At 72.7% G+C, this 15,240-nt stretch carries 6 protein-coding genes; all 6 read right to left on the bottom strand.

Annotation, left to right across the window (positions count from 1 at the left end; all coding sequences use genetic code 11):
* Positions 1–165: 165 nt before the first annotated feature.
* The 6 genes from AB0I98_RS41660 to AB0I98_RS41635 are packed head-to-tail and all read right to left on the bottom strand — an operon-like array spanning position 166 to position 15,223.
* Entirely contained in the window at positions 166–1,263 is a 1,098-nt protein-coding gene (locus tag AB0I98_RS41660) for a class I SAM-dependent methyltransferase (RefSeq protein ID WP_362951055.1), read from the bottom strand.
* Positions 1,260–2,441: a glycosyltransferase gene (locus AB0I98_RS41655; protein ID WP_362951054.1), complete on the bottom strand. Its 1,182-nt coding sequence runs from the start codon at positions 2,439–2,441 to the stop codon at positions 1,260–1,262. The genes AB0I98_RS41660 and AB0I98_RS41655 overlap by 4 nt, the downstream gene beginning before the upstream one ends.
* Positions 2,438–3,244 carry an alpha/beta hydrolase gene (locus AB0I98_RS41650; RefSeq protein WP_362951052.1) on the bottom strand — a complete coding sequence of 269 codons (807 nt, stop codon included), beginning with the start codon at positions 3,242–3,244 and terminating at the stop codon, positions 2,438–2,440. The genes AB0I98_RS41655 and AB0I98_RS41650 overlap by 4 nt, the downstream gene beginning before the upstream one ends.
* Before the next feature lie 2 nt (positions 3,245–3,246).
* Positions 3,247–3,570 carry an acyl carrier protein gene (locus tag AB0I98_RS41645; RefSeq protein ID WP_362951051.1) on the bottom strand — a complete coding sequence of 108 codons (324 nt, stop codon included), beginning with the start codon at positions 3,568–3,570 and terminating at the stop codon, positions 3,247–3,249.
* Positions 3,570–8,369, bottom strand: coding sequence for a beta-ketoacyl synthase N-terminal-like domain-containing protein (locus AB0I98_RS41640; protein WP_362951050.1), 4,800 nt, complete (start codon positions 8,367–8,369; stop codon positions 3,570–3,572). Before AB0I98_RS41640 ends, AB0I98_RS41645 begins: the two co-directional genes overlap by 1 nt.
* Positions 8,370–8,371: 2 nt before the next feature.
* Positions 8,372–15,223 (bottom strand): SDR family NAD(P)-dependent oxidoreductase, encoded by a 6,852-nt coding sequence (locus tag AB0I98_RS41635; RefSeq protein WP_362951049.1) that lies wholly within the window; start codon positions 15,221–15,223, stop codon positions 8,372–8,374.
* Positions 15,224–15,240 lie beyond the last annotated feature (17 nt).

Here is a 15,240-nt window from a genome sequence, read left to right as displayed (position 1 = left end):
GTGTGTGGTCGCGCCCCGGGGGGGGTGCCTATTTTTTTTCCCGCCCCGGGCCCCTGGGGGGGGCTACACGCCGGGTTTTTGCGGCGCCCCGTCAGGGGCGCGGGGAACTGCGCGACCAGCCCCCACCGACCCGCAGACAACCAAACCGCCCATCCAGCCGAGCCCTCACCCCCGTCGAGCCACCAACCTGTACGCGTTGGACACCCCGAGCCGATGCGACACGGGCCGGATCGCGAACCGGTCCAGCAGCGTGCCCGCGACCAGGGCCGGGATTCCGGCGATCAGCAGCGCGCCGCGCAGGGTACGACTCAGGGCGCTCGGAGGTTGCCGCAGCCACGGCAGATCGTCCCGCGGAGCCACCGCGTCCAGCGCCAGCCACGTCCCCGCCAGCAGATCGACGGGATCGTGCGGCTCGGCGTGCTGTTCCGCCACGACCGTGAAGCCGAGGTCGGTCAGCCGTTGCCGCAGATTGCCGACCGGCACGAAGTGGAGATGCTGGGGCTGGAGCCACGGCAGCCACCACCGGCCGAGGAGCCGGGCGTACCGGCTGTCGGGGTCGGGCACCTCGATCAGCAGATGTCCGCCGGGCGCCAACGCCTCGTACGCGGCCCTCAGTTCCCGGTCCGGCTCGGTGCTGTGCTCCAGGTAGTGGAACATGCTGACCACGTCGTACTGCCCGGCGAACCCCGGCGCCAGCTCCGGGAAGCTCCCCCGGTACCCCCGCTCCACCCGCCCCGCCCGCTCGGCGAGTTCCGCCCCGTCGGTGAAGTCGAGCCCGTCGAATGTCGTACCGGGGTGAACGACGCGGGCGGCCTCGCAGAAGTGACCGTGCCCCGTACCGACGTCGAGCCAGTTCTTCGGGTCGGCGGCGTACGGCAGCAGGGACGCGGCCCGCTGCTCGTACATCTTCGTCCGGCCCGCGAAGGTGTTGCCGAGCTGCTTCTCGCCCAGGCCGTCGTAGAAGTCCCGGTAGTAGAACTCCAGCCCCTCGGCGCTCAGTCGGGGGTTCTGGAAGGTGTGCCGGCACGCCTGGCACTGGTCGAGGACGAACCGGCCGGGCTTGTGCTGGAGCAGATCGGTGGTGCGCAGCCGGGTCTTCAGGTCCTGCGCACCGCACCAGGGGCAGGTGGTCCGCCGGGGTTCGAAGAACCGGGCCAGGCCGTCGGCCAGGTCGGCCAGGTAGCGGGGACGGAGGGCGGCGACCTGCTCGGCACGGCTCGGCGCCTTCCGCGATCCCTCGCTCGTTACGCTCTCCTTGCTCATGACGCCTCCTCGGCGACCAGTTCTTCGAGACGAGAGGCCGCCGCGGTGGCACCCCCGGCGGCCCGGAACCCGCTGCGCATGCGCTCGGCCGCGGCACGGTAACCGGGTTCGTGCAGAACGGCGTCGAGTGCCTCGCCCAGCTTCACGGCCGTGACCCGCCCGAACCGGACCCTGATCCCCACCCCGGCCTCCACCACCTGCCCGGCCACCACCGGCTGGTCGTCCCGGATGGGCGCCACGACGAGGGGCACACCGTGCCACAGCGCCTCGCAGACGGTGTTGTGCCCGGCGTGACAGACGACGGCGTCGACCCTTTCCAGCAGCGGGAGTTGGGGGACCGACTTCACGATCAGTACGTCCTTGTCGTCGGCGCCCGCGAGCGCTCCCGCCGGATCCACGATCACCGCCTGCATCCGGTCGGCACGGGACCGTACAGCCCGATGGCACTCGGCGAGAAACCGCGATCCGACATCGGTGTTGGCGGTGCCGAGCGTGACCAGGACCGTCGCGCGGGACGGGTCCAGCCAGTCCCAGGGGAAGTCGGCCGGGGCGGGCCGCTCGGTGGTGGACGGGCCGACGTAACGGATCTGCACGCCCGTCCTGGCGTCCGGCCCGACGAACTCGCGGATGCTGAAGGCGAGTACGAGATGGGGCGAGAAGCGGGGATCGGCGGTACCGGACGGGTCACCGATCCGGGCCCGCAGCTCCGTCAGGACTCCGTCGATCCAGTCCGCGACCTTCGGCATCCCCGCCAGCACGTCGGTGAACTCGGCGGAGGTGGTGGCCGACGTCGCCCACGGCACGCCCAGCCGTTCGGCGACCAGCCCGCCGGCGAGCGCCTGCTGGTCGGCGACGACCACGTCCGGGCCGAACTCCCGTACCGCCGCGGCCACTCCGGGTGCCATCGCCTCGGCGAGGGGTGCGAGAAACCGTTCCCACAGGAACTTCAGCGCCTCGGGTCCGCGGATGTCGGGCGGCCGTACGCCGTCCCCCGCCCCCGGCACGGGCCCGTCGCAGGAGAACACGACGGCCTTCCCGCCCGCGAGCCGCAGCACCAGGCCGGGATCGGCGCACGCCCAGGCCACCCGGTGTCCCCGGGCGGTCAGTTCGGCGGCGACCCCCACGGCCGGGTTGATATGACCGACGAGCGGCGGCACGACGAACAGGAACCTGCTCACCGCACCTCCGCCAACCGCGCCTGCCGGATCAGCTGAAGGATGTGCTCGCCGACCACACCGGCGGCCTCGACCAGCACGGAGTGCTCGTGCCCCGGCACGACCACCGTCCGGCAGTCGGGCAGCAGCGCCTCCAGCCACGGTGCGAGCTCGGCGAGGTCGGAGTCACCGCCGTACAGGGCGAGGACGGGACACGACACGGACCGGATCTCGTCCTCCGTCAGCACCCGGCTGGCCGGGATGTCGTGCGGAAGGCTGGTGGTACGGGCCAGGCGGGCCGCGCCCTTGGCGAGGCGGGCGGTGTTGTGGCTGCGGTTCGCGGTGATCCAGGCGAGGGCGTCGTCCTCGTTGAGCGCGAGCTGGGTGAGCACGCGGTGCAGGATGCCGCCGATCTTCACCGCCCAGGCCTCGGTGGCCGGTTCCGACTCGATGAGGGTGAGGCTCGCGACGCGCTCCGGGTGGCGGGCGGCGTAGCCGAAGGCGACCGTGCCGCCGTACGAGTTGCCGACCAGGTGGACCGGCCCGGTGACCGCCAGCCGGTCGAGCAGCGCCTCCAGATCGTCGATGTTGTCGTCGAGGTGGTAACCGGTTTCGGGGCGTTCGCTGCGGCCGTGGCCGCGCAGGTCGTACATGACCACGTCGATGCCGGCCAGCGCGAACACGGGTGCCACGGTGAAGTAGTAGCTGGCGAGGCTGTCGGTGAGCAGGCCGTGCACCAGCACCGCGGTGGCCGTCGCGGGCCGGTCGTCCCTGGGGCCCATTCTCTGGACGTGCAGCCGGATGTCGTCCGTCTCGACGAAGGCCATCCTCAGACCGCCTCCGCCGCTTTGAGGCTCTGCACGATGTGCTCGACGAGCCGGCCGACGGTGAGTTCGATGATCTCGTCGAACTCCATCCCGGCCAGGAACTCGGCGAAGTTGACCCGTCCGCCGTACCGCTCCTCCAGCAGCCCGGCGAGCGTGACGAGGTCGATGCTCTCCAGCTCCAGATCCCGGTTGAACGTGGTCTGCATGCCGATCTCGACGTCGTCGAGGCCGTATTCGTCGAGGAGCGCCGCGAGCATGCCGGTGATGTCGGCGAACACGGTTTCCTCGTCGATTGGCTGCGGATCGGCCTGCGGGTTGGGCTGCATCAGTCCCTCTCCTCGTCGTCCTGTCGTCGCGTCGGTCCCGGCGTCCAGGCCACGACGTACTCCCTGCTCGGCAACCCGGGCGGGTTGCCGGTCCGTTCGCAGCGCACGCTGTAACGCGCGCCCTCCAGCCGCCCCTTGACGACCAGGCGGTCCGCGTCGGCCGCCAGCACGGCGAAGTCGCGCGGCCGCCCGTCGAAACCGGTCCCCTCCGCCTTCGCGACGGCCTCCTTGGCCGCCCAGAACCGGGTGAACCACACCGCCTCGGACTCCGCGGTCGCCGCGCACCGGGCCCGCAGCAGGGCGAGTTCGTCCGGACCGAGGGCGGCGGCGAGGGTCTCCCGGTCCCGCTCGACGACTTCCTCGATGTCGATGCCGGGCCCGGGGCCCGGGCGGTGCGGCCGTACGATCGCGACGCCGGCCTCCGCGCGATGGGCGAGCGAGAGATCCAGTGCGGGAAGGCTCCGGCCGTGCATGCCGGTGACGTACGGCCGCCCCGAGTCGTCGTTCCGGACCCGGATCTCAGCCGGAAAGACGGGACCCTCGCCGTGGTCCCACAACCACCGCCGTACGGCGTCCTTGGCAGCGATCCTCCCGAGCAGCCACTGTCTGCGACCGCGAGGCGCATGCGCCTCGTACTCCGAACGCTCCACGCTGCTCAGCGAGTTGCGCATGATGAGATCCCGCGAGGCCAGGTCCGGCCACCGCTCATGCAGCAGCACCCAGCCGCCCGGCCGGGCCGCGGAGAGGGTGTTGCGCTCGGGGAACCGCTCGACCGGCCGGGTCTGCGGATCGTTGTCGAACCGACGGTCCTGCCAACCATCGAGCTCGGCCCAGACCGCGCCGCCGACGGTCAGCTGAACGTCCGCTTCGAGAACGGTTTCGGTGAGGGACGTGATCCGTACGAAGCAGCCGACATCCGTGCCGGGGAGAGGCTGCGGCCCGTAGAACCGCATCTGCCGCATGTGCACCGGGAAGACGACGGTCCGCTCGGTGCGGGTTGCCATGATCCAGTAGCCGAGTATCTGACCGACGTTGTCGAGCAACGACCCCGGCGCAGGCGGCGTCGTGATCACCCCACGCACGTGCCCCTCACCGACCGCGGTGAGCTCGCTGACGCCCTGGAACTCCGGGCCGTGGAACATCCAGCGCTCGGCGTAGAGCTGGGCGGCTGTGTGGTCGGGGGTGCGTTCGGTGGCGGGGTCGGGCTGCCAGGGGGTAGGGGGTATCGCCGGGTAGCGATCGGCCAGCTCGACGACCGAGCGTGCGCGAGGGCCGAAGGAGACGGCGCGGCGAGCGGGGTCGTCGGGAACGGGGGTGACGGTCACCTCGACGTCGACAGGCGGGGTGGCGGTCAGCCACTTGTCGAAGCGCGCCCCGTGCACCGCGACCGCCCGCATTCCGGGTACGGCCTCCTCCGCCGCCTCCATCATGTGCTGCACGATCGTCGTCGCCGGCACGACCGGCCAGCGGTCGGACACGTCGGGCCAGCCGGGACGTTGGGGGAAGAAGCAGTGGTCGAGGAGGTGGGGCATGGTGTCGGGGGAGACGTGGACGGTGGTGCGGTGGGCGCGGGAGTGACCGGTTCCGCGGGGTGGGTCGTGGGGATTCGGGGGCGGCGGAGCGGCGGGGAGACCTGCGGCCACGGGAGCCGGGCGACGGTCGGCCGCCGCGATCAACTCGGCTGCCGTGTCCGCGGTTTCCCGCAGGAGAGCGCTCAGTTCTGCGGCGGCTCGTGAGTGCGCGGCGGCCGCGTCCAGCGTCGACAGGCCGGGCGCGCTCAAGGCGCCCGGGACAGCAGTGTGCCCCGCCGTCGATACGCGCTCCGGAACGCGAGAGACAGCCGCACCCGCCGCCACCCCACCAGGGTCGGCCGCGAAACCGACCCGCAACTCCGCACGCAACTCCGCCAGAATCGACCCGTCCAGCGAGACAAGCCCCCCGCCCAGGTCGAGCCGGACCGGGGGCCGGTCCCCTCGCGTGGGAGCCGAGTGGGGAGCGGCTCCCGCGGAGCGGGCGAGGGGACCGGCGGAACGGGTGGCGTCGGACGACGGCAGCGCGGGAGTGACCCCAAGCAGATCCGGTGAAGTCGACTGCGATTCAGCAGCGCCCCGAAGGGGCGCGGGGAACTGCGCGACCAGCCCCAACGGCGCCGTAGACAACCGACGACCCACCCCGCCCCTTCCAGCGGAGCGCCCCGTCGCCCACAGCGCCGTCGCCACCCGGCACAACTGGGCGAGACCCGTGCGGTGGGGAGAGTTGGCGGACACGACGAGGTGGTCCCGGCCGGACAGCGTGTCACCGACCAGCGATCCGAGCTGGCCGGGGCCGACCTGGACGAAAGTGCGGTGCCCTGCCGCGTACATCGCCTCGACGAGTTGCCGGAAGCGAACCGGCTCCAGCAGATGCCGCACGAACAGCTCACGGACCGCCGACTCCCCCGACGGGAACGGCGCCGCCGTGGTCCCGGACCACACCGGCACAGTCGGCGGATACAGCCGGAATCGGCTCGCCGCGTCCTTGATGGGTCCGACGTACGGCTCAAGCATCGGCGTGTGGAAGCCGGACCGGAACGGCAGCACCTGGCTGATCACACCCTGCGCGCGGAAGGCCCGTACGAACTCCGTCACGGCCGTGTCCGGACCGCACACCATCGACTGGGCCGGCGCGTTGTCGTGGGACAGCACGATCCCGGCGTCCGGCCAGTCGGCGGACAGCGCCTCCAACACGCGCTCGGCCGGCGCTCCAAGCGCCCCGAACGCCAACCCGGGCACAGTCAGCGCGTCCGGGTCGAAGGACGCCATGAAGCTGTCCACCTCGTCCCCGGAGTACAGCCCGGCCGCCACCATCGCCGTCCACTCACCGACACTGTGCCCAGCGACCGCGTCCGGCACGATCCCCATCCGCCGCAACGCCCCGTCGAGCAGCCGCCCGACAGCGACGACCCCGAACCCGTGCCGACCGATGTCGCCGACCTCGGCGGCTCCCAGTACCGGCCCGGACAGCCCGAAGTGGGCGGCGACATCGTCCACTTGGGGCGCGAAGTCGCCTTCGAGGCCGGGGAAGGCGAACGCGAGTTTTCCGCCCAGCGGTGCGGGTGAGAACCACACGTCGTTACGACCGTGCCAGGCGCGTCCGCGGCCAACCGCACGCCGGGCAAGCGCGAGCCGCTTGGCGGTGGGGTCGACGATGCCGAGCCGGGCGGGGCCGGCGTGAACGTGGGGATCGAGACCGGCGGCGCGTACGTCCGCGTCGTTGGCGTCCAGTTGTGCGGCAAGGCCTTCGGGGGTATCAGCGGCGAGGAGCAGCACGCGCGATGTGCCGTCGGTCGGGTGCGGCGCCGTCGTGGCTGGTCGCGCAGTTCCCCGCGCCCCTTCGGGGCGCTGCCCCACCCGAGCTTCCTCCACCACCACATGCGCATTGATCCCACCGAACCCGAACGCATTCACAGCCGCCCTCCGCACCCCACCCCCCTCCCACAACTCCGCCCTCTCCAGCACCCGGAACCGAGTCTCCGCCAGCCCGGGATTCGGCTCATCGCAGTGCAACGTCGGCAACAGCACCCCGTAATGAACCGCGAGCGCCGCCTTCACCAGCCCCGCCACACCCGCCGCCGGCATCGTGTGACCGATCATCGACTTCACCGAGCCGATCACCGCACGGTCGCCGGCGTCCCCCCGCCCGAACACCTCGGCCAGCGTGGAGAGTTCGGCCGCGTCCCCCGCAGGGGTAGCCGTACCGTGTGCCTCCAGCAGCCCGACGGACCCGGACGCCGCAGGATCGAGCCCCGCCGCCCGCCACGCCTGCCGTACCGCACGGGCCTGACCGCCGGGGTCGGGATTGACGAGACCGGCGGCGCGCCCGTCGCTCGCGACGCCCGTACCGCGGATGACGGCGTACACGCGGTCCCCGTCACGCTCGGCGTCGGCGAGGCGCTTGAGGACGACGACGCCGGTGCCCTCGCCGATCAGGAGGCCGTCGGCGTTGCGGTGGAAGGGACGGATGCGCTGGGTCGGAGAGAGCGCGCGGAGTTGGGAGAAGACGGACCACAGGGTGATGTCGTGGCAGTGGTGCACTCCCCCGGCGAGCATCAGATCGCAGCGCCCGGCGGCCAGTTCACCCACTGCTTGGTCGACGGCGACCAGCGAGGACGCACAGGCGGCGTCCACGGTGTACGCGGGCCCGCGCAGATCGAGCCGGTTGGCGACGCGGGAGGCCGCGAGGTTGGGGACGAGGCCGATCGCGGACTCGGGGCTGTCGGGGCCGAGGCGCTCGGTGAACGCCGCCCGTATTCGGTCCAGTTGCCCGCCGTCGAGATCGGGCAGCAACTCCCCCAGCGTGCGGACGAGTTGACCCGCCGTACGCACCCGCTGGTCGAGCCGGACCAGACCGGGCGTGAGGTACCCGCCCCGGCCCAGCACGACCCCGATCCGCTGCCGGTCCGGCAATCTCTCCGCACCGCCCGCGTCCGCGAGTGCCGCGGCGGCCACGTGCAGGGCGATGAGCTGGTCGGGCTCGGTGCCGGAAACCGAGTTCGGCATGATCCCGAACCGGGTGACCTCCACCTCGGCGAGGCTGTCGACGAATCCGCCGCGCCGGCAGTACACCTGGTCGGCGACCGCGCGCCCGGCGGCGGAACCCGGACGGTAGTAGTCGGAGTCCCACCGCCCTTCGGGTACGTCGGTGATGGCGTCCGTGCCGGCCACCAGGTTCCGCCAGTACGAGTCGAGGTCGGCGGCGCCGGGCAACAGCACCGACATCCCCACGATGGCGATGGACGGCTGTACTTGACGATCTGTCATCGTCACCAGCCCGACGAGGTGTAGACGACCGCGCGGGCCGACTCGTCGCCCCAGGCGAGTTCGCGCAGCAGCGCCGCGGTCCCCTCCTCGGGGTCGATCAGCTTGATCCCGCGCCGGGCGTACTCGCGGCCCAGCTCCGGACTGACCATGCCGGTGTGTGCGCCGGTCGGCGCCCACGGTCCCCAGTGCACGGTCAGCGCCCGGCGTCCGGTGCGCGCGGCCCACGCCGAACCCAGGCTCTCCAGGGCGTCGTTGGCGGCCGCGTAGTCCGACTGGCCCCGGTTGCCGAGGACGGCGGAGATGCTCCCGAACAGCACCGCGAAGGCGGGCCCGCCCGGCAGTTCCTCCAGCGCCGTCAGCAGCGTCTCGGCGCCCACGGTCTTGGTGCCGTAGACCCGCTCGAACGACTCGGTGGTCTTCTCGGCGATCACCTTGTCCTCGATCACCCCGGCCGCGTAGACGATCCCGTCGAGGCTGCCGTACTCGGCGTGGATCTCCTTCACCGCCTGGAGTGCGGCGTCCGGCTCCCGGAAGTCGACGGAGTGGTAGCGGGCCCGGCTGCCGAGCGCGGCGAGTTCGTCGAGCGTGGCGGTGATCTCCCGCTGGGCGAGCAGGAGTTCGGTCTCACGGTTGATCTCGGCGGGCGTCAGGCCACCGCGGGCGGCGAACGCCGCGCGCAGAGCGGCCCGGTCGGGAGCGGCGGCGGTCGCCGGGTCCTCGGGTCCGTCCGGTGCAGGGGTGCGGCCGAGCAGTTCGATACGGCAGCGGGAGGCGGCGGCGAGCGAGACGGCGAACTTGGCGGTGATCCCGCGGGCGCCGCCCACCAGCAGCACGACCGAGTCCCGGTCGAGACCGAGCGCGGCGGCCTCGGCGGCCCCGTCCCCGGCGGGTCCGGCACCGGTCGTACCGAGGGTGCCGAGCGGTGTCTCCACCAACTCCAGCCCGTGGCGGCCGGATGCGGTGCGCAGGACGACCGGGGCGGCCGGTTCCGGCGCCAGCAGCTCGGCGAGCAGCGCGTCGGCGACGGCGGCGGGAGTCGTGTCGTCCAGGTCGACGACCCGAGCGACGATCTCCGGGTACTCGCGGGCGATGGTGCGGAAGAGGCCGTGCAGACCGGCCGACCGCGGACTCGGGGCGGCGGGACGTACGGCGATCAGGTGGCGCGGGGCGCGGCCCAGGGCGGCCCTCAGGACGGGGAAGGCGTCCGGCAGCACGGGCGGGGCGGCGGTGGCGAGGGCGTCGAGGTACAGCACGCCGTCCACCCGGCCGTCGGCCTCGGTGAGCAGGTGCTCTCGGCCGAGGGTCACGGTCTCGGCGCCGTGCGAGGCGAGCCGGGCCGCGATTTCCCGGGCGGCATCGGCGGTCTCGTCCTCGCCGAGGACCATGAACCGCCGCCCGGTGAGTACGTCGGCCGGGTCCGCGGCGGCCGACTCCAGCAGGACGGGCCGTAGCACGAACCGCTTCGGCGCCTCACCGGTCACCGGCTCGGGGTCGGGGCCGGGCTCCGCCACCACGACCGGCTCGGGCTGCTGCTCCACCGGGGACATCCGCCCCGCGAGCCACTCGGTGACCGACGCCGCCGTACGCGCCTTCGCCAGCTCCTCCAGCTCGGCGTCGTCGAGCCCGGCGAGGTCGGCGCCACCGCCCGCGCCCAGGCGCTTGGCCAGCTCACCGGCGATCTCGGCGCGCTTGATGGAGTCGATGCTGAGGTCGGCCTCCAGGTCGAGGTCGGGCTCGATCATGTCCATGGGGTAGCCGGTGCGCTCGCTGATGATCTCGAGCACGACGGAGAGGACGTCCGTCTCTGCTTCTGTTTCCTCAGAGGCGGCTTCAGGCTGCGGCGCCTGCTGCAAGACCGGTTGTTCCAGGGCAAGTTGAACGGGTTGCTCCACAGGAAGCTGAACCGGCTGCTGTGCCGGAACCCACTGCCCTGCCGCCGCGGCCCCGCCGAAGTACGTCAGCAGCACGTCCCGCTGGGCCGCCACCATCTCGCGGCTGGTGCGCAGGTACTCGGAGATCAGGGCGTCCTTGTCCGAGGGGGCCGGGGTGCCGTTCGTGTGGTTGGTCGTCACAGTCGTCTCCACGACGCGTCGGGCCGGTGCGAGGGCACCGGGGAGGAGTTCTCCGGCGGCGGTGCGGACCAGGTGGCCGTCGACCGTCCAGCCGGGCCGCTTCGGCGCGGGGGTGCGGACGGCGTCTACGGCATCCCGGCCCCGCAGCAGCCATGCGGTGCGTACCGGCTGCCCGGCGACGGCGAGTTGGGCGAGTGCGTCGAGCCAGCCGCGCAGTCCGCTGCCGGCGCGGGGCTCGCAGGCGACGGTGCGGTGCGGGCGGTCGCCGAGGATCTGCCCGACCAGCCGGGTGAGCACGGACCCCGGGCCCGCCTCGACGAAGACGCGCGCGCCTGCCTCGTACATCGCCTCGATCTGCGCGACGAAGGCCACGGGTGCGCCGATCTGGGCGGCCAGTTCGGCCCGTACGGCATCAGCGTCGTCGCTGTAGGGGCGGCCGGTGCGGTTGGCCCACACGGGGAACTCGGGTGCACGCACGGCCTGTTGAGCGAGTGCCCCCGCGAACCGCTCACCGGCGCCCGCCACCAGCGGGCTGTGGAAGGCGCAGGCCACGGGGATTCGCTTGGCCCCGATACCGGCCGCGCGCAGCTGTCGTACGGCCTCCTCGACCGCCGTCGTGGGTCCCGAGATCACCGTCTGGCCGGGTGAGTTGTGGTTGGCGACGACGACCCCGGCCGATGCGTCGAGCACCCGCTCTATGTCCTCGGCACCGGCCGCCACCGCCGCCATCGTCCCGGGGTCCGCCCCGGCCGCGTCGAGGATCGCCTCCGCCCGCTCGGTGCTCAGCGTCAGGAGCGTCTCCGGGTCGAGGGCGCCCGCCGCGCAGAGGGCGACCAGTTCGCCGTAGCTGTGTCCGGCGGCCATGTCGGGCCGTATCCCGGCCTTGGTGAGCAGCTCGTGGGCGGCGAGACCGACGATGCCGAGGGCGGGCTGGGCGACGCGGGTGTCGGTGAGGCGGGCGTGCTGACGCTCTCGCTCGGTGTCGTCGAAGGCGGTGGGCGGGTACAGCAAGTCGGCGTAGGGGCGGCCGAGTTCAAGGTGATGCTGGAGTTCGGGGAACGCGATGAAGACGTCGGCGAGCATCCCGGGGCGCTGGCTGCCCTGGCCGGGGAAGAGGAAGGCGACTTTGCCCTCGGCTTCGCGTCCGGTCAGATGAATCCCGGCCCCCGGATCGTGCTCCCCGGCCAGCGCCCTCCGCAACTGCCCCACCAGTCCGGCCACATCCGCCGCGACGACCGCTATCCGCACCGGATCGTGCCCGGCATCAGACCGCCGCGCCGCGCTCAACGCCAGATCGCGCAGCCGCCACGGCCACCCGCTCTCCGCCGCCACGGACTCGGCGACCTTCAGCACCTCCTCGACGGCCCGCCGCGCCCCCGCGAAGTCCTTCCCCCGGAACGTGAACAGCTCCGCGGGCCACGCGTCGAGCCCCTGCGCCGACGGCACGGCATCGCCGTAAGCGCCCAGCACCGCATGGAAGTTGGTGCCGCCGAACCCGAACGCGCTGACTCCGGCGAGGCGTTCCCCTGCCGGAGCCGCCCAGGGACGTGCCTCCGCGTGGAACACGAACGGGCTGCTGTCCTCGCGCCACCCGGAGTTGGGCCGCTGGACGTGCAGCGTCGGCGGCTTGACGCCGTGGTGCAGTGCCAGCACCGTCTTGATCAGCCCGGCGAGTCCCGCGGCGCACTTCGTGTGCCCGATCTGCGACTTGACCGACCCGAGCGCACACCCGCCCGCTTCCGCCCCGGCCTCGCTGAACACCTCGCTGAGGATGGTGAGTTCGGTACGGTCGCCGACGACCGTACCGGTGCCGTGCGCCTCGACCAGGTCGACGTCGGCGGGCGAGATTCCCGCGTTGCGGTAGGCCCGCTGCAGGGCGGCGCGCTGCCCCTCGGGGCGCGGTGCGGTGAGCCCCAGCGAACGGCCGTCGCTCGAACTCCCCACTCCCTTGATGACGCCGTAGATCCGGTCCCCGTCCCGCTCGGCGTCCGCGAGCCGTTTCAGCACCACGCAGGCGACGCCCTCACCGAGGGCGATGCCGTCCGCGGAGCTGTCGAAGGCGCGGGACCGGCCCGTCGGGGACAGGGCGTGCACGGACGAGAAGAGGACGTAGTCGTTGATGCCGTTGTGCAGATCGGCGCCGCCGCACAGCACCACGTCGCTGGTCCCGCCGACGAGTTCCTTGCAGGCGACGTCGAGGGCGGCCAACGAGGACGCGCAGGCCGCGTCGACGGTGTAGTTGGCGCCGCCGAGGTCGAGCCGGTTGGCGATGCGGCCGGAGATGACGTTCGCCAGCATGCCGGGGAAGGAGTCCTCGGTGAGCTGCGGGAGCTGCTGCTCGATGCCGTCGGGGATCGTGCCGTAGTAAGAGGGCAGTACGGCCCTCAGCGTGGTCGCGTTGGACAGGTCGCTGCCCGCCTCCGCGCCGAAGACGACGGAGGTTCGCGCCCGCTCGAACGCCGGCCCGCGCTCGCCGTATCCGGCGTCCTCCAGCGCCCGCCGGGCGGCCTCGAGGGCCAGCAGCTGCACGGGCTCGATGGTGCCGAGGGACGTGGGCGGGATGCCGTAGCGCAGGGGGTCGAAGGGGATGCGCGGCAGGAAGCCGCCCCATTTGGATGTGCTGGCGCCGTCGGGGCCGTAGTGCACGGCCGGGTCCCAGCGCTCGGGCGGGACCTCCGTGACGGCGTCGCGCCCGCCCAGGATGTTCGCCCAGAAGGTTGCGAGGTCGGGGGCCTCGGGGAACATGCAGGCCATGCCGACGACAGCGATGTCAAGCGGCGCGGGGGTAGAGGGCTCCCCCACGGCCTCGACGCTCAACCGCGCACGCAGCTCTCGCGCCAGTTCGTCGAGGAAGTCTGCCGCGCCTTCGGACACCGACCGGTGCAGGGCGCCGATGGTGGTGGTGGCCGAGCGCAGCACCGCCACTTCCCCGGCCATGAACATCCCGTCGGTGAGCTGCCGTTGCTCGTCTACGGCCGTCAACTCACCGGAGCCGTCCCGGTCGACGCCCTTGCTGGCGATCCGCAACCGTCCGACGTTCAGCCGCTCCAGCTCCTCCCAGATCCGCCGGTCGGGCACGCCCTCGGCACGCAGCTCGGCCTCGCGCTCGCGGTAGTCGTGGCTGAACGGGCTCGGCACGCAGCGGGTGGCGTGTCCGGGCGCCGTCTCCAGCAGGGCGGTGGCGGTCGCGGCGACGACCTGCCGCTGGAAGAGCGGCTGGATGGCCCCGCAGTCGACGGCTTCCTCGGTGAACAGGTAGGCGGTGCCCATCAGGACGCCCACGGCCGCGCCGCGCGCGGTCAGTGGCGCGGCGAGCGCGGCGACCATCGCGGCCGACCGCTCGTCATGGACGCCGCCCGCGAAGAACACCTCGATGTCGGAGCCGTCCTCGGCGTCCGCCAAGTGGTCCTCGATGACGGCGAGTTGGGCCTCCCAGAGGGGAAAGCTCGCCCGCGGCCCGACATGACCGCCGCACTCGGACCCCTCGAAGACGAACCTGCGCGCCCCGGCCTGCAGGAACTGCCGCAGCAACCCCGGCGAGGGCACATGCAGGAAGGTGCTGATCCCCTCCCGCTCCAGCGCCTCGGCCTGCGAGGGCCGCCCGCCCGCGATGATGGCGTGCGTAGGCCGCAGCTCTCGTACGACCTCCAGCTGGGCGTTCCGCGTCTCCTCCGGCGCGAACCCGAGCACACCGACACCCCAGGGCCGTCCGGCCACGGCGTCCCTGGTCTCCTCCAGCATCGCCCGAGTCTGCTCCCCGTTCGCGAGGGCGAGCGCGATGAACGGCAGGGCACCGTCCCCGGCCACGGCCGCCGCGAACCGCGCCCGGTCGCTCACCCGGGTCATCGGCCCTTGCGCGACCGGCCTCCGGGTACCGAGGGCCCGGCCCATGGGCGACCCGTCCCGCAGCGCCCGTGCGGCCGTGTCGTCGCGCACCGCTTCCCGTACGGCGTCGGTGAGCGCGCGCACCACCCGCCCCGCGTCACCCCACCGTTCGGCGAACCGTGCGGCCAGGAACCCGTCCTGCCCCACCGGCAGCACCTGCCTGCGCAGATCCTGCGCGCCGAGCAGGTCCGCCACCGTGTCGTCGTCCGGCACGTCCGGGGCGTCCGGTCCGCGGCGCCGCAGCACCCGGTGACCGCCGAGCACGACCGTCTCGGAGCCGTCCATCGACCGCAGCGCGGCGGCGGCCGGCTCCGGCAGCTCCGACTCGGCCAGCAGGGCCAGTTGGCTGTCGAGTACGACTCCGGCGGCGCCGCCCGCGACGGCGGCAGCGGCGGTCCGGGGCCCGATGCCACCACAGGCCCACACAGGAAGGTCGATGCCTGACAGCAGCTGCTGGAGGAGCACGAAGGTGCTCAACTCCCCTGTCCGGCCGCCGCTTTCGGATCCGCGGGCGATCAGCCCGTGCGCCCCGGCATGCACCGCCTCCCGCGCCTGCTCCAGATCGGTGACCTCGGCCAACACCCGGACACCGGAGGCGACTTCGGCGATTGGCCAGGCCGCGTCCACGGAGAGGACGACGGTGCCGGGACCGTCGTCCAGAACTTCCTTAACTTCCTCGGGCCGGAGTCGGCATCGCGCGCCGACCCGGACTCCGTACGGACCGGGCCTGAGGCGTCGTATGCGCGCCAGCGCCGCTCTTGTTCTTCGGTCGCCGGCACCCAGGTCCAGGATCCCGAGCCCGCCGGCGCGGCTGACCGCCGCGACCAGACGGGCGTCGGGTTCACCGAACGGGGTGACTCCGATGATCATGTCCTCGGCGCGCACAGCAGACGTCATGATGCTCCCGAATAATC

Origin of the sequence: Streptomyces sp. NPDC050211 (assembly GCF_040656035.1) — a bacterium.
Classification (GTDB): Bacteria; Actinomycetota; Actinomycetes; order Streptomycetales; family Streptomycetaceae; genus Streptomyces.
The sequence above is the reverse complement of the archived record's forward strand: the minus strand, read 5'-3'. Positions and strand labels throughout refer to the sequence as shown.